This window comes from Streptacidiphilus sp. MAP12-33, from assembly GCF_041261265.1.
In the GTDB taxonomy this organism is placed as follows: Bacteria; Actinomycetota; Actinomycetes; order Streptomycetales; family Streptomycetaceae; genus Streptacidiphilus.
The window spans coordinates 18,170-33,767 of the sequence record NZ_JBGCCA010000059.1 but is presented as its reverse complement, the minus strand read 5'-3'; the positions used below and the strand labels follow the sequence as shown (position 1 = coordinate 33,767).

The window sequence follows — 15,598 nt, the reverse complement described above, 5'->3', positions numbered from 1 at the left end:
GGGCCCACACCCTGGCCGATCAGGTAGTTCGCCAGCCGGTTCGCACGAGCGTCCAACTCCGCATAGGAGACCGACACACCGTCACACACCACCGCGACCGCATCCGGCACCTCAGCAGCACGGGCCTCGAACAACCCCGCGACGGTGCCGGACGAGACGGAGACCTCGGTGTCGTTCCACACCGCGACCACCGACTCACGCTCGACCGTGTCGAGCACGTCCACCGCGCTCAGCGGCGTCGACACGTTCGCGGACAGCAACTCCAGCACCCGCACGAAACGCGACGCGATCGAACCCGCCGACTCCGCGTCGAACAGATCAGCCGCCGCCGTCACCGCACCCCGCACACCCGACGGACGACCCTCGGCGTCGAACACCTCGCGGACCATGACGTCGAGGTCGAACTTGGCCGCCGGGCGGGTGAGGGAGATCGGGCTGATCGCCAGGCCGCTGAGCTCCAGCAGGGAGTCGACGGTGTCCTCGATGGTGAGGACGGTCTGGAAGAGCGGGTGACGGGCGAGGGAACGGCTCGGGGCCAGCTCCTCGACCAGGCGCTCGAAGGGGACGTCCTGGTTCGCGAACGCGCCGAGGCTGGTCTCGCGGACGCGGCCCAGCACCTCACGGAAGGTCGGGTCGCCGGACAGGTCCGTCCGCACGACCAGGGTGTTGACGAAGCAGCCGACCAACTCGTCCAGCGCCTCGTCGGTGCGGCCCGCAATCGCGGAGCCGATCGGGATGTCGGTGCCGCCGCCGAGGCGGGAGAGCAGGACGGCGAGGGCCGTCTGCAGGACCATGAAGAAGGTGACGCCCTCGGCCTTGGCCAGCTCGGCCAGGCGGGCGTGGACCTCGGCGGAGGTCTCGAACGCGAACTCGTGGCCCTGGTGGCTGGCCACGGTCGGGCGGCTGCGGTCGAAGGGAAGCTCCAGCTCCTCCGCGGAGCCGGTCAGCATCTGCCGCCAGTAGGCGACCTGACGCGACATGAGGCTGTCCGGGTCGGCGTCGTCACCCAGCAGCTCGCGCTGCCAGATCGCGTAGTCCGCGTACTGCACCGGAAGCGGCGCCCAGGCGGGGGCCGCACCGTCGCGGCGGGACTCGTAGGCGGCGGCCAGGTCGCGCAGCAGCGGGCCCATCGACCAGCCGTCGCCCGCGATGTGGTGCACGAGCAGGACGAAGACGTGCGCGTCGGTGCCGTCGACCGAGAGGAGCGAGGCGCGGATGGCGACGTCGGTGGTGAGGTCGAAGGTGTGGCCGGCGGCCTGGGCGAGGGCGGCGGGCAGGCCGTCCTCGGTCACGGTGGTGGTGTGCAGGGCCCAGCCGCGTGCGTCGAGCTCGTCCGGGGTGAGCACGTGCTGGTAGGGGTGGCCGTCCTCGGCGGGAAGGATCGTGCGCAGGACCTCGTGGCGGGCCACGACATCGCGCAGCGCGGCGGCGAGGGCGTCGGCGTCCAGGTCGCCCGCGAGGCGCAGGACGACGGGGGCGTTGTAGGTGGCGGTGGCGCCCTCGAGCTGGCCCAGGAACCACAGGCGCTGCTGCGCGAAGGAGACCGGCACCCGCTCCGGACGCAGAGCCGCCGCCGTCAGGGCCGGACGCGCGGTCTGCGTGGTGGCGAGCTTCGCGGCCAGACCGGCCACGGTCGGGGTCTCGAACAGCGACCGCATCTCCAGCTCCACACCGAGGGTGGCGCGGATGCGGGAGACCAGGCGGGTCGCGAGCAGGGAGTGGCCGCCCAGGTCGAAGAAGCTGTCCTCGACACCCACGGAGTCCGGGTCCAGGCCCAGCACGTCGGCGAACGCCTCGACCAGGAGCTCCTCCTGGCGGTTGGCCGGACCACGACCGGTGCCGCCGGTGTGCTCGGGGGCGAGCAGGGCCTTGCGGTCGACCTTGCCGTTGATCGTCAGCGGCAGCGCCTCCAGCACCACCACCGCCGCCGGAACCATGTACTCCGGCAGACGACGGGCGGTGAACTCGCGAACGGCCTGGGCAAGCTCCGCGGTCTCCTCGACCGTGTCACCCGGGACGACGTACGCGACGAGCCGGGTCTCACCCGGCGTGTCCTGGCGGGCGACGACGACGGCCTGGGTGATCTCGGGGTGGGCCAGCAGCGCGGCCTGCACCTCACCCGGCTCAATCCGGAACCCACGCACCTTCACCTGGTCGTCACTGCGACCCAGGTACACCAGCTCACCCACGCTGTTCCACGCGACCCGGTCACCGGTCCGGTACATCCGCTCACCACAGTCGGAGAACGGGTTCGCGACGAACCGCTCCGCGGTCAGGCCAAAGCGGCGCAGATACCCCCGCGCCACCCCCACACCCGCCACATACAACTCACCCGCGACACCCGGCGCCACCGGACGCAGAAACCCGTCCAGCACGAACACCCGCGCGTTCGCATTCGGCCCACCGATCGACGGCACCGAACCATCCCCGACCAGCGCACCCGACATCGTCGCGCACACCGTCGTCTCCGTCGGACCGTACGCGTTCACGAACACCCGACCCGGCGCCCACAAGGCCACCAGCTCCGCGTCCAACGCCTCACCCGCCGACACCAGCACCCGCACCGACGCAAGGTCACGACCCGCGTCCAGCACACCCAGCACCGCCGGCGGCAACGTCACATGCGTCACCCCGAACCGGTCGACGACCCCCTCCAGCCCGGCACCCGGCTTCAACTCCTCCGCCGAAGCCACCACCAACGCCGCACCCGAACACAGCGCCATCAGCAACTCCCACGACGCCGCATCGAAACCCACCGACGCGAACTGCAGAACCCGCGACCCGGCACCCACACCGAACCGCTCCACCTGCACCGCCGCCAGATTCACCGCACCCGCGTGAGCAACCCCCACACCCTTCGGCACACCCGTCGAACCCGACGTGTAGATCACCCACGCCAGATCCAGCGGACCCACCCTCACCACCGGCGCCGACGACTCCTGACCGGCGATCATCGCGGCCACGTGCGGCGAGTCGAGTGCGACCACCCGGACGCGGCCGGCCGGCATGTCGCCGACGATGTCCTCGAAGCCGAGCAGCAGCACCGCGCGGGCGTCGGTGACCATGAAGCCGATGCGCTCGACGGGTGCGTTCGGGTCGACGGGGAGGTAGGCCGCTCCGGCCTTCCAGACCGCGAGCAGGGCGACCACGAGGTCAAGGCCACGCTCCATGGCGACGGCGACAACCGACTCGGCGCCAACTCCCTGGGCGACCAGGTAGCGCGCCAGACGGTTCGCCTTCGCGTCGAGCTCGGCGTAGGAGACCTCGATGCCCTCGCCGATGACGGCGAGGGCGTCCGGGTTCTCGGCGACGCGGCGCGCGAAGAGCTCCGGCACGGTCTTCTCGCCGCTCAGGGCGGTGGCGGTGTCGTTCCACTCCACCAGGACCTGCGCGCGCTCCTCGGCGCTGAGCAGGTCGAGGGCGTCGACCTGGTCGGTCGGCTCGGCGTCGGCGATCCAGTCGAGGACGCGGATGAAGCGGTCGGAGATGCCGCGGCCGGACTGCGGGTCGCGGATGTCGCAGTTGACGTCGACGTCGATCTGGATGCCCTGGCCGGCGAGGCGGTCGTAGACGTCGATGCGCAGGTCGTCGATGGGACCGGAGGACAGGTTGCGGGCGAAGGCGGTGGCCTCGCCGAGGCGCATCGAGTAGTCGAAGGGCATCACGTTGAGCACGAGGCTGAACAGCGAGCGTCCGTCGAGCTGCTTGAGGTCACGCAGCATGTCCTCGTAGCGGTACTGCTGGTGGCGCAGCGCCTGGCGGACGGCGTGGTCGGTGCGCTCGGTGAGCTGGGCGAGCGTGGTGCCCTGCTCGACGGCGACGCGGATCGGCAGGACGTTGGAGGTGTTGCCGGGGACCGCCAGGACGTCTCTGTCGCGGCCGCGTACGGGCAGGCCGATGACGACGTCGCGGGCACCGCTGCTGCGGTGCTCGTAGAGGACGGCGGCGGCGATGACGAGCCGGGCGAAGTTGGTGCCCAGGCGCTCGGCGGAGGCCTTGAAGCGGTCGGCGGCGGCCGGGGAGACGTCGTCGGTGCAGCGCTTGATGGCGTCGGGGAGGCGGCGCAGCTTGCCCTGGTCGGCCTGCTCGGGCAGGTCGGCGAGGGCGTCGAGCCAGAAGGACTGGTCGAGGGTGTAGGAGGGGGAGTGCTGGTAGGCCTGGTCGGCGTCGGCGAGGACGGCGAGCGGGGCGAGGGCGGTGTCCTGGGGCGCCTGGCCGGTGAGGAGCGCGTTGTAGACCTCGGCGACGCGGTTGGCGACGACCCAGGTGCTGTGCCCGTCGAGGACCAGGTGGTGGGCACGCATGTACCAGACGACGTGGTCGTCGCTGAGGCGGAAGACCAGGTAGCAGGCGAGCGGGCCGGTGCCGGGGTGCATCGGGATGCGCAGGTCGCCGACCATCCGCTGCTCGGCGGCGGCGCGCGGGTCGGCCTCGGCGCGCAGGTCGACGACCTCGATCGGGTAGCCCTCGGCGTCCGGACCGGCCGGGACGAGGTACTGCTCCGGAACGCCGTCCGCGCCCGCGCGGAAGCGCAGGCGCACAGTCTCTGCCTCGTCGATGGTGCGGCGTAGCGCAACAACGAAGAGATCCACGTCCAGATCGCCGTGGATCTCCAGGTACTCGCTGACGTTGTAGCCGGGATTGTCCGGCGCCAGCTGCTGCGCATACCAGATGCCGAGCTGACCGGCCATCAGGCCCCGGACGTCGCTTCCAAACGCAGCCATAGCCGCACACACCCCATTCGTTCGATTCAGCGACTGAAACAGCTGGGGCCTGCTGCCTCTGTGGGCACGCCGCATCGCCGACCAGCTCGGATTGATCAGTGGAGACGGGTCAAAAGGGCTCCCGGGACACTGACGGCTGTGGGGGGCCGGCCGGTGTCCCGGGAGCGATCGACGCCGGTTCGCGTCGATGTGGTGGAGCTCAGCTGGCGCTGCCCATGGCCTCGATCAGGCTCTTGGGGCGCATGTCCGTCCAGGACGTCTCGATGTAGTCGATGCACTCCTGCCGGCCTGCCTGGCCGAACACCTGGGTCCAGCCGGCCGGGACATCGGCGAAAGAGGGCCAGAGCGAGTGCTGACCTTCGTGGTTGACCAGGACCAGAAAGCTGCCATCCGGGTCGTCGAACGGATTCGTCACCGCGTCGTCCTTTCTCAGGTATTGGCTGCGGTTCGCGTGCACCGAGGACATTTCTGGTCGCCTCGGTTTTTCTGCGCACGGCTACAAAGGCATACGCCGGTTACGGGTTACGGAAGGTCTGCATGCTCAGTTCCGACGCGAGCCACTATGTCCGAGGGCCCGCCGGACGTTCAACGTTCGGCCAGGTCAGGCGTCTGGCCGTTCAACTGCCGCGTCGCCGCACTTGAACAGCGCGGGGCCGCCGACCTGCCGCAATCGTCCGAGGATGGCCCGCTCCCGGCGGCGTCCGCTAATTTCTTGACGCCGTCCACTCTCGTTTCCGTGGACACTTAGCACTTTTCTGGATTCCAGTCCACCCTCACGAGAGCGAGGCGTACGCAGTGGCCATGATGAATGGCATAGGGATGGGCCGGCCTCCCATGAGCCTCAAAGACGATTCGATCACGCGGCAGAAGGTCAGGAAGGGAACGCTGCGACGCGTTCTCCCCTTCGTGAAGCGTTTCCGCTGGGCGATCGGGTTCATGCTGCTGACCACCGTGGTCGACGCGGTGGTCGCGGCGGCGAACCCGCTGGCGCTGCGCATGGTCATCGACGACGGCATCGTCCCGGGGCGGATGCACGTCGTCCTCGGGCTCTCCCTGGGCATCGCCGGCCTGGCCGTCCTGGACGCCGTCGCGATCTGGGTGCAGACCTGGCTCTCCGGGCGGATCGGTGAGGGGCTCGTCTACGAGCTGCGCACCAGGGTCTTCGACCACGTGCAGCAGCAGCCTCTGGCCTTCTTCACCCGCACGCAGACGGGTGCGCTGGTGAGCCGTCTCAACACGGACATCGTCGGCGCCCAGCAGGCGGTGACGACGCTGCTGTCGCAGACGCTGACGACGGTGCTGACCGTCACCCTGGTGCTGGGCGCGATGTTCCTGCTGTCCTGGCAGATCGCGCTCGCCTCGGTGCTGATGATCCCGCTGATGCTGCTGCTCCCGGTCCGGGTCATCGGCAGGAGGTTGCAGCGGCTGACCCGTCAGGGGATGCAGCTCAACGCCGAGATGGGCTCGATGATGAACGAGCGCTTCAACGTCTCCGGCGCGATGCTGGCCAAGCTGTACGGCCGGCCGGAGGACGAGTCGGCGCTGTTCGCCGACAACGCGGCCAAGGTCCGCGACATCACCGTGACCGGCGTGGTCTACGGCCGGATGTTCTTCATCATCGCGACGCTGCTGACGGCGCTGACCTCGGCCCTGGTGTACGGGCTCGGCGGGGCGCTGGCCATCGACGGCCAGCTGAAGATCGGCACCCTGGTGGCGATGGTGACCCTGCTGCTGCGCCTGTACGGGCCGATCAACCAGCTCTCCAGTGTGCCGATCAACATCATGACCGCGCTGGTGAGCTTCGACCGCATCTTCGAGGTGCTGGACCTGGAGCCGCTGATCCAGGAGCGGCCCGCGGCCACAGAGCTGACGCTGCGGGAGGACCAGGGGCACCACGCTCCCGACATCGAGTTCGACGACGTCTCCTTCCGCTACCCGAACGGCGACGAGGTGTCGGTGGCCTCGCTGGAGTCGCTGCCGCAGCGCAACTCCAAGGGCGGCGACGAGCGGTGGGCGCTGCGCGGGATGAGCTTCGTGGCCCCGGCCGGGAAGCTGACCGCGGTGGTGGGCCCGTCGGGCGCCGGCAAGACGACGCTGTCGCAGCTGGTGCCGCGGCTGTACGACCCGACCTCGGGCGCGGTGCGGATCGCCGGGCAGGACCTGCGTGAGGTGACCCTGGCCTCGCTGCGGCAGACCGTCGGCGTGGTGAGCCAGGACGCGCACCTGTTCCACGACACGATCCGGGCCAACCTGCTGTACGCACGGCCGGAGGCCGGCGAGGCGGAGCTCGCCGACGCGTGTCGCGGAGCACGGATCTGGGACGCGATCAGTGCTCTCCCGGACGGTCTGGACACGGTGGTGGGCGACCGCGGCTACCGCCTCTCCGGCGGTGAGAAGCAGCGGCTGGCACTGGCTCGCCTGCTGCTGAAGTCCCCTCCGGTGGTGGTGCTCGACGAGGCCACCGCGCATCTGGACTCCGAGTCCGAGGCGGCGATCCAGCGGGCGCTGAAGACCGCGCTGGCCGACCGGACCTCGCTGGTGATCGCGCACCGCCTCTCCACGATCCGTGAGGCGGACCAGATCCTGGTCGTCGAGGACGGCCGGATCTGCGAGCGCGGCACGCACGAGGAGCTGCTGGCCGCCCGGGGCGTCTACGCGGACCTCTACCTGACCCAGTTCGCCAGCGAGGAGGCGACCGCCTCGGCCTGAGCCGGACGCGGTCACCTCTCCCGAGCCCGAGCGCCGGAAGGTGCCCCATGACCCTGCTCGACGACAGTTCGCCTCCGGTGCTCGCCCCACCCGCCGAGGTGTGGCCGCCTGACGCTCATGGTCCGCGGCGTGATCCCGCGCCGTTGCTGCCCGATCCGGAGCCGTTGCGGATCCTGGGCACCCCGGCCGCGGACAAGCTGGACCCGGAGCTGCTGCGGGACCTGTACCGGCGCCTGGTCCTGGGCCGCCGCTACAACCAGCAGGCCACCACGCTGACCAAGCAGGGCCGCCTGGCCGTCTACCCGGCCTCGACCGGGCAGGAGGCCTGCCAGGTCGCCGCCGCGGCGGTACTGCGCGAGGACGACTGGCTCTTCCCCTCCTACCGCGACACCCTCGCCGTCGTCGCCCGCGGGGTACGCCCCGTCGAGGCGCTGACGCTGCTGCGCGGCAACGCCCACCACGGCTGGGACCCCAAAGCCCACCGCACCGCACCCCTGTCCACCCCACTGGCCACCCAGGCCCCCCACGCCGTCGGCCTGGCCCACGCCGCCCGCCTGCGCGGCGACGACATCGTGGCGCTGACCACCGTCGGCGACGGCGGCACCAGCGAGGGCGACTTCCACGAGGCACTGAACTTCGCCGGCGTGCTCAACGCCCCCGTGGTCTTCCTGGTCCAGAACAACGGCTACGCGATCTCCGTGCCGCTGTCCAAGCAGTCCGCCGCGCCGACGCTGGCGCACAAGGCCGTCGGCTACGGCATCCCCGGCCGGCTGGTCGACGGCAACGACGCCGCCGCGGTCTACACCGTGCTGGCCGAGGCCGTCGCACACGCCCGCTCCGGACGCGGCCCGGTCCTGGTCGAGGCGGTCACCTACCGCCTGGAGGCCCACACCAACGCCGACGACGCGACCCGCTACCGCACCCCCGACGAGGTCGAGGCCTGGCAGCAACGCGACCCCCTCGCCGTCCTGGAGCGCCACCTGCGCGACCACGACCTGATCGACGACGCCGGCATCGCGGCCGCCGCCCAGGCCGCCGAGGAACTCGCCGCCGAGATGCGCGCCGAGTTCCACGCCGAACCCCAACTCGACCCCATGTCCTTGTTCACCAACATCTACGCGGAACTGACGAGCCAGCTTCGGGAGCAGGCGGCGGAGCTGGGAGCGCGGCTCGCCGCCGACGCCGCCCACGCCGCCGCCTCCTCCGCCGGGGCCGCGGGCGGGCGTCGCGTCACGGAGGCGGAGAGACCGCGATGACCAGCACCACAACCATCCCCGCACGCTCCCTGACGATGGCGCAGGCTCTCAACACCGCGCTGCGTGACGCCATGCGCGAGGACCCGAACGTGCTCGTCATGGGCGAGGACGTCGGCACCCTCGGCGGCGTCTTCCGGATCACCGACGGCCTCGCCGCCGAATTCGGCGCCGACCGCTGCCTGGACACCCCCCTCGCCGAAGCCGGCATCCTCGGCAGCGCCGTCGGCATGGCCATGTACGGCCTGCGCCCCGTCGTAGAACTCCAGTTCGACGCCTTCGCCTACCCCGCCTTCGAGCAACTGCTCTCCCACGTCGCCAAGATGCGCAACCGCACCGCCGGCCGGCTCCCACTGCCGATCACCATCCGCATCCCCTACGGCGGCGGCATCGGCGGCGTCGAACACCACAGCGACTCCAGCGAGGCCTACTACGCCCACACACCCGGACTCCACGTCGTCACCCCGGCCACAGTGGCCGACAGCTACGGCCTGCTCCGCGAAGCCATCGCCTCCGACGACCCCGTCGTCTTCCTCGAACCCAAACGCCTGTACTGGTCCAAGGACCAGGTGACACCCGGCCCCGTCGAACCGATCGGACGGGCCGTCGTCCGCCGCCAGGGCACCTCCGCCACCCTGCTCACCTACGGCCCCTCCCTGCCCGCCTGCCTGGAAGCCGCCGAAGCCGCCAAGGCGGAAGGCTGGGACCTCACCGTCGTCGACCTGCGCTCACTGACCCCCTTCGACGACGACACCGTCTGCGCGGCCGTCCGCGCCACCGGCCGCGCCGTCGTCGTCCACGAAGCCACCGGCTTCGGCGGCCCCGGCGCCGAAATCGCCGCACGGGTGATGGAGCGCTGCTTCCACCACCTGGCCGCCCCCGTGCTGCGGGTCACCGGCTTCGACATCCCCTACCCGCCACCGATGCTGGAACGCCACCACCTGCCCGGCGTCGACCGCATCCTCGACGCGGTGGCCAAACTCCAGTGGGAGCAGTGACCACCATGGCCTCCGTGCGCGCATTCACCCTCCCCGACCTCGGCGAAGGACTCACCGAAGCCGAGATCGTCCGCTGGCTCGTCGCCGTCGGCGACGTCATCACCGTCGACCAACCCGTCGCCGAAGTCGAAACCGCCAAAGCCGTCGTCGAGGTCCCCTGCCCCTACGCGGGCGTCGTCACCACCCTCGCCGGCCCCGAAGGCGCCACCGTCCCCGTCGGCGCCCCACTCGTCACCGTCGCGTCCGAGCAGGACGAGGGCGGCTCCGGCAACGTCCTGGTCGGCTACGGCGTCCGGCCCGAGCCGGCGCGTCCGTACCGACGGCGGGTGGCCGTTCCGCAGCCGGCCGCGCCGTCGGAGCGTCAGGCCGTGGCGGTCGTCTCGCCGCTGGTGCGGCGGCTGGCCCGGGAGCACGGCGTCGCCCTTGACGAGCTGACCGGCAGCGGCCCGCAGGGGCTGATCGTCCGCAGCGACGTCGAGCAGGCGATCACGGCCGCGCCGACGGCTGCTCCCCCGGCGCGGGACGCCGGCTCCGTTGTCGTCCCGCTGACCGTCGTGGCCCGGCGCGCCGCCGAGGCGTTCGTCCGCAGCCGCCGGGAGGTGCCCGACGCCTCCTGCTGGGTCGACGTCGACGCGACGGCCCTGCTGTCGGCGAAGGAGACGCTGAACGCCGGCGACGTGCAGCCGCGGATCGGCCTGCTCGCGCTGCTGGCCCGGATCTGCGTCGCGGGTCTGGCGCGCGTCCCGGAGCTGAACGCGGACGTGGTCACCGACGCGGAGGGCTGGGCGACCGGTGTGCGCCGGTACTCGGCGGTGCACCTGGGCTTCGCGGCGCAGACGCCGCGCGGTCTGGTCGTGCCGGTCGTGCACGAGGCGCACGCCCGCAGCACGGCCGAGCTGGCGGCGGAGATCGACCGCCTGACCGAGGCCGCCCGCGCGGGCAGGCTGACGCCCGCCGAACTGACCGGCGGGACGTTCACCCTGAACAACTACGGGGTCTTCGGCGTCGACGGGGCCACCCCGATCATCTACCACCCGGAGGCGGCCATGGTCGGCCTCGGGCGGATCGCCCGCAAGCCGTGGGCGGTCGGCGAGGAGGTGCGGGTCCGGCCTGTGATGCAGCTGTCCCTCACCTTCGACCACCGGGTCTGCGACGGCGCCACCGCCTCGGCGTTCCTGCGGTTCGTCGCCGACGCGGTGGAGGACCCGACGGCACTGCTGCGCCACCTGTGACCAGTCGCCCCTCCCGCCCCTCCCCCGATCCGGAGCCCCGATGTCCCGCACGCTGCCCTCCGCTCCCGCCGCGGTCCTGAGCCGATCCAGACGCTGGGCGCTGGCCTCCCGCTCGCTCGCCCTGCATCTGACGACCTGTCGGGCCCCGATCGCGCTGACCCAGCTGGTCGGCTGCGCCGTCCTGCTGCGGATCGCCGTCCAGGCGCACACCGCGGCCGGGGGCGGCCTGGCCGCCGAGCGGCTGCCCGTGCTGATCGAGGGCGTCACGGCGGCCGTCGTCGCCGGGACCTGCCACGATCCGCTGGTGCGGCCCCGGGCGGGGGCGATCGCCGGCCGGCCGCTGCTGCGCCTGTGCGCGGCGCTGGTGATGACGGTCGCGGCCTTCGCGCTGCCGGCTCTCGCCACCGTGGCGCAGCGGCTGCCCGGTGGCGAGGCCGCGCTGCTGCGGAACACCGTGGGCCTGTGCGGGCTGGGCATGGCGGGTGCCGCGCTGCTGGGCGCGGGTCTCGCCTGGGTGGGGCCCGCGGTGGTGACCGCCCTGTGCGAGGTCCGGCTGGCCGGCGCCGGGGCTCCGGTCCCGGCGGCGTCCTGGCTGTGGCCGGTCGCGGACCGCGGGAACGTCGCGGCCGCGCTGTGCGCGGGTGCGGTGTTCGCCGCGGGTGCCGTCCTGCTCGCCCTGCGTGCCGCCGACGGCCGCGGCCGGCTGTCCTGAGCCACCGCGACCCGGCCCACCGCCGGACCGCGCGCCGACCCGCCCGTCCGAAGAGAGGAGACCTGCCGTGTCCGCCCACCGCTACACCTATCTCGGTCCCGAGGGCACCTTCACCGAGGCCGCCCTGCGCACCCTGCCGGAGGCGGCCACCCGTGAGCTGGTGCCCGCGGTGTCGGTCACCGCGGCGCTGGACGCCGTCCGCAACGGGGAGGCCGGGGCCGCGCTCGTCCCGATCGAGAACTCCGTCGAGGGCGGGGTGACCAGCACCCTCGACGAGCTGGCCACGGGCCGGCCGCTGATGATCTACCGCGAGGTGCTGCTGCCGATCAGCTTCGCCCTGCTGGTGCGTCCCGGCACCCGGCTGGAGGAGGTGAAGACCGTCACCGGCCACCCGGTGGCGCAGCCGCAGGTGCGGCGCTGGCTGGCGGCCCGGCTGCCCCACGCCGAGTGGGAGTCGGCCTCGTCCAACGCGGAGGGGGCCCGGCTGGTGCAGGAGGGACGCTTCGACGGGGCCTTCGCCGGGGCGTTCGCGGCGCCGCTGTACGGGCTGGAGGTGCTGGCCGACGACATCCACGACGCCCGTAACGCCACCACGCGGTTCGTGCTGGCCGGCCGCCCGGGGAGGCCGGCGGCGCCGACCGGCGCGGACAAGACCTCCGCGGTGGTGTGGGGCGCTTGCGACCGGCCGGGCGCGCTGCTGGAGCTGCTGCAGGAGTGGGCGGTGCGCGGGGTGAACCTCAGCCGCATCGAGTCGCGCCCGACGGGCGAGGCGCTGGGCCAGTACTGCATCTCCCTGGACGCGGACGGCCATGTGACGGACCGCCGGATCAGCGAGGCGCTGATGGGCCTGCACCGGATCTGCCCACGGATACGGTTCCTCGGCTCCTACCCGCGGGCCGACCGGCTGGAGCCGACGCTGCGGCCGGGCGTCACCGACCAGGACTTCGGTGACGCCGCGGACTGGCTCTCCCGTTGCCTGGACGGCCGCAGCGGGGACTGACGTACCGCCACGGCGTGCGACGACGCCCCGGTGCGGCCGATCGGGTGATCCGATCGGCCGCACCGGGGCGTCGTCGCAGGTGGGCTCAGCCGCCCTGCCAGACCGGTTCGCGTTTCTCGGCGAAGGCCCGCGGGCCCTCGACGGCGTCGAGGCTGCGGCGGCGGCGCTCCTCCCAGAAGTAGGTGGCGGAGAACGCCTCCTCCAGCGGCATGTCGACGGAGCGCATCACGGCGGCCTTGATGGACCTGACCGACAGCGGGGCGCTGCGCAGCAGGTCCTCGACCCAGCCGTCCACGCAGGCGTCGAGCCGGTCGGCCGGGACGACCTCGTTGACCAGACCGAAGGAGAGCGCGGTGGCCGCGTCCATGCGACGGCCGGTCAGCAGGTAGCCCATGGCGGTCTTCAGCGGGAGCTGCCGGGCCAGCCGGAAGACCCCGCCGGCGCCCGCGACCAGGCCGAGCCTGGCCTCGGGCAGGGCGAAGACCGCCTGGTCGCTCGCGATGATCAGGTCGCAGGCGAGTGCCAGCTCGAAGCCGCCGCCCATGGCGTAGCCGTCGACCCGGGCGAGGACCGGCTTGGAGAGCCGGAACCGTTCCGTCAGCCGGGGCCAGCCCGGCTGTCCGTGGCTGCCGAACGTGGACGGCCGGGTGCCGTCCAGGTCACGGCGGGCACGTTCGGTGAGGTCCTGGCCGACGGAGAAGGAGCGCTCCCCCGCGCCGGTGAGCACGACGACACGGATGTCGTCGTCGGCCTCCACGTCGTCCCAGATCCGGGCGAGCTCGGCGTGCATCCGCAGATCCATCGCGTTGAGCTTGTCCGGCCGGTTCATCGTGACGCGCGCGACGTGGTCGCGCTTGTCGTACAGGACCCTCGGTTCGGCGTCGTCCGGCGGGCCGGTCCCGCCCGGGTGGTCGGTCATCGCGCGGGCGCCTGGGCGGTGCCGCGGTTGGCGAACCGGCCGACCTTGTTGATGACGTCCTCGCTGTACATGCGCAGCGCCTGCTGGAGCGCGAAGTCGGCCATGTACCGGCGGAAGTCGTCGATGGGCTCCTCGGCGCTGTTCATCATCCGGCGGTTGGCGACGACGGCGTCGCCGCGCATCCGCTCGACGCTGCGCTCGACGGCCGCGTCGAGCTGGTCGGCGTCGTGGACCTCGTCGACCAGCAGCGCCGCGTCCGGCTCGCCGGCGAAGACCCGGCGGCCCTCCAGGATCAGCTGGCGGGCGAGCCGCGCGCCGACGCAGCGGGTGAGCCGGAAGTTGGACACCCCGGGGATGATCCCCTCCTGGGCGGCGGGGATGCTGACGAAGGCGTCCTTGGCGGCGATGACGTGGTCGAAGACCAGCAGCAGCTGGGCTCCGCCGCCGATGGCGAAGCTGTCGACGACGGCGACCCACGGCTTGTCGATGGTGCGCGGCCGCCAGATGGCGCCGTCCTTGACCAGCACGCCGCGCAGCAGCTTGTGGATGTAGCCGAGCTCCCGGCGCAGCAGGAAGTCGACCAGTGAGATGCCGCCGCTGTGCAGGGTCTTCAGGTTGATGCCGGCGCTGAAGACCCGGCGGCCCTTGTAGCGGGGGTGGCTCATGACGCCCCCGCGCAGCAGGCCGACCTCGACCTGCGGGTCGAGCAGGGCCAGGTCGACGGCGGTCTCCATGTCCTCGACCTGGCGCCCGTCCTCGGCGTTCAGGCAGTCCTCGCGGACCATGGTGAGGTGGGCGACGCCGTCGACGCGCTCCAGCCGCACGGAGCCGAGGTCGACGGAGCCGGTCCGGGTGAACTGCGGCAGCAGTTGCAGGGCCCGGGCCGTGGGCCGGAGCATGGCGTCGACCAGGTGCGGGCCGGACCTCGGCGACCGGAGCACGGCGCTGAGGAAGATGCCCTGGTCGATCTCGTGGCCGTCCTTGTCGGCCTGCTGAAGGGCCCGCTCCTCGGCCAGCTGGCCGGCGGTGGGGACCAGGCCGGGGAACGCCTTCGCGGCGGCCTCGACCAGTTCCTCGATGCGCAGGTAGCGGGTGCGGCGGTCGGTCAGCTCGTCGTAGACGGCGTCGACGTGGCTGTCCAGGAAGGCGTGGCGCAGGCAGCGGACGGTGCCGCGGGCCTCCGCGGCCATGTCGCGCTGGTCCTCGGTGCGCTCGGGGCGCGGCGGCAGGGTGGCGAGGATCGCCGCCGCGTCGTCGGCGGCCCGGGCCAGGATCTGCCGGGCCTCGGGCAGTGGCGCGTCGACAGCCCGCAGTTCGGCGAGCAGGGCGTCGGCGGCGGCCGCGGACTGGGCGGCGTCGGCGACGGTGGACACACTCATGCCGCGCTCCCCGCCGCCGCGTGCCGGCGCATGGCGCGGTCGCAGGCCGCCAGGTGGATGCCGAGCGCCTCGTCGAAGCTGATGGTCGGGGCCTCGGACATCAGCTCGCGGCGGATCACCAGCTCGCTGCCCTGGAAGGAGTCGGTGCGGGCGCAGGCGGACTCGAGCGCGGCGGACAGGTCGTCGTCCAGCACGTCGACCAGGCGCAGGGCGAGCGCCTGTTCGGCCTCGACGGGCTGGCCGAAGAGCGTGGCCCGGCGGATCGCGGCGCTGCTGGCGCCCTGCTGGGCGAGCCGGTACAGGGACATGCCGGGCCAGGTGTCGCCGTCCTCGACGGGGACGACCAGCCGGACCGTGGGGGTGCCGACGCGGTAGTCGGTGGCGAGCAGCACGTCGAGCGCGGTGCCGCCGCAGTCGCCCTCGGCGACGGCGATGGTGGCGACGGGCAGCCGCTCGAGGCGGCGCAGCGCCCGCTCCCACTTGCTGACCTGGGAGACCGTCATCCCGTCGGGCCGGTGGGTGGCCGGGGCACCGGAGAGGTGCACGATCACCCGGGTCGGCGTGGTGGCGTCCTCCGCCCGGTTGCAGATGTCGTTGACCGCGGCCACGGTCTCGGCGGAGAGCGGGGCTGTCCCGTCGATCCGCAGCACCAAGTCGTACGTCATTCTTCCT

Annotated in this window: 11 protein-coding genes; 6 read left to right on the top strand and 5 right to left on the bottom strand. The window is 72.3% G+C overall.

What is annotated here, in order from left to right; all coding sequences use genetic code 11:
* Together ABH931_RS38175 and ABH931_RS38170 are read right to left on the bottom strand one after the other, a co-directional pair.
* Positions 1-4,724 (bottom strand): amino acid adenylation domain-containing protein (locus ABH931_RS38175; protein ID WP_370124305.1); only part of this gene is annotated, 4,724 nt, incomplete at its 3' end.
* A 199-nt stretch (positions 4,725-4,923) separates the two neighbouring features.
* Positions 4,924-5,139 (bottom strand): MbtH family protein, encoded by a 216-nt coding sequence (locus ABH931_RS38170; protein WP_370124310.1) that lies wholly within the window; start codon positions 5,137-5,139, stop codon positions 4,924-4,926.
* Between the two features lie 491 nt (positions 5,140-5,630).
* Between ABH931_RS38170 and ABH931_RS38165 the strand changes: the two genes are divergently transcribed.
* From ABH931_RS38165 to pheA, 6 genes are all read left to right on the top strand, one after another.
* On the top strand, positions 5,631-7,433 hold the full coding sequence (locus ABH931_RS38165; RefSeq protein WP_370124303.1) for an ABC transporter ATP-binding protein: 1,803 nt from the start codon (positions 5,631-5,633) through the stop codon (positions 7,431-7,433).
* Between the two features lie 47 nt (positions 7,434-7,480).
* Positions 7,481-8,689: a pyruvate dehydrogenase (acetyl-transferring) E1 component subunit alpha gene (gene pdhA / locus ABH931_RS38160; protein WP_370124301.1), complete on the top strand. Its 1,209-nt coding sequence runs from the start codon at positions 7,481-7,483 to the stop codon at positions 8,687-8,689.
* Positions 8,686-9,684, top strand: a complete 999-nt coding sequence (locus ABH931_RS38155) for an alpha-ketoacid dehydrogenase subunit beta (protein WP_370124299.1) — start codon at positions 8,686-8,688, stop codon at positions 9,682-9,684. The genes pdhA and ABH931_RS38155 overlap by 4 nt, the downstream gene beginning before the upstream one ends.
* Positions 9,685-9,689: 5 nt before the next feature.
* Positions 9,690-10,916: a dihydrolipoamide acetyltransferase family protein gene (locus ABH931_RS38150; RefSeq protein ID WP_370124308.1), complete on the top strand. Its 1,227-nt coding sequence runs from the start codon at positions 9,690-9,692 to the stop codon at positions 10,914-10,916.
* 40 nt (positions 10,917-10,956) lie between these two features.
* Positions 10,957-11,628, top strand: a complete 672-nt coding sequence (locus ABH931_RS38145) for a hypothetical protein (protein ID WP_370124297.1) — start codon at positions 10,957-10,959, stop codon at positions 11,626-11,628.
* A gap of 67 nt (positions 11,629-11,695) precedes the next feature.
* Positions 11,696-12,628, top strand: a complete 933-nt coding sequence (gene pheA / locus ABH931_RS38140; protein WP_370124295.1) for a prephenate dehydratase — start codon at positions 11,696-11,698, stop codon at positions 12,626-12,628.
* Between the two features lie 85 nt (positions 12,629-12,713).
* Here the strand turns inward: pheA and dpgD are convergent, their stop codons facing one another.
* The 3 genes from dpgD to dpgB are packed head-to-tail and all read right to left on the bottom strand — an operon-like array spanning position 12,714 to position 15,591.
* Positions 12,714-13,547 (bottom strand): enoyl-CoA-hydratase DpgD, encoded by an 834-nt coding sequence (gene dpgD / locus ABH931_RS38135; RefSeq protein WP_370124293.1) that lies wholly within the window; start codon positions 13,545-13,547, stop codon positions 12,714-12,716.
* Positions 13,544-14,926 (bottom strand): (3,5-dihydroxyphenyl)acetyl-CoA 1,2-dioxygenase DpgC, encoded by a 1,383-nt coding sequence (gene dpgC / locus ABH931_RS38130; protein ID WP_370124291.1) that lies wholly within the window; start codon positions 14,924-14,926, stop codon positions 13,544-13,546. Before dpgC ends, dpgD begins: the two co-directional genes overlap by 4 nt.
* Positions 14,923-15,591: an enoyl-CoA-hydratase DpgB gene (dpgB, locus tag ABH931_RS38125; protein ID WP_370124289.1), complete on the bottom strand. Its 669-nt coding sequence runs from the start codon at positions 15,589-15,591 to the stop codon at positions 14,923-14,925. Before dpgB ends, dpgC begins: the two co-directional genes overlap by 4 nt.
* Positions 15,592-15,598 lie beyond the last annotated feature (7 nt).

What these genes read in the sequence shown, in the direction of transcription:
- pdhA (WP_370124301.1), top strand. Translation starts at nt 7,481, where the DNA reads ATGACCCTGCTCGACGACAGTTCGCCTCCGGTGCTCGCCCCACCCGCC.
- ABH931_RS38155 (WP_370124299.1), top strand. Translation starts at nt 8,686, where the DNA reads ATGACCAGCACCACAACCATCCCCGCACGCTCCCTGACGATGGCGCAG.
- ABH931_RS38150 (WP_370124308.1), top strand. Translation starts at nt 9,690, where the DNA reads ATGGCCTCCGTGCGCGCATTCACCCTCCCCGACCTCGGCGAAGGACTC.
- ABH931_RS38145 (WP_370124297.1), top strand. Translation starts at nt 10,957, where the DNA reads ATGTCCCGCACGCTGCCCTCCGCTCCCGCCGCGGTCCTGAGCCGATCC.
- dpgD (WP_370124293.1), bottom strand. Translation starts at nt 13,547, where the DNA reads ATGACCGACCACCCGGGCGGGACCGGCCCGCCGGACGACGCCGAACCG.
- dpgC (WP_370124291.1), bottom strand. Translation starts at nt 14,926, where the DNA reads ATGAGTGTGTCCACCGTCGCCGACGCCGCCCAGTCCGCGGCCGCCGCC.
- dpgB (WP_370124289.1), bottom strand. Translation starts at nt 15,591, where the DNA reads ATGACGTACGACTTGGTGCTGCGGATCGACGGGACAGCCCCGCTCTCC.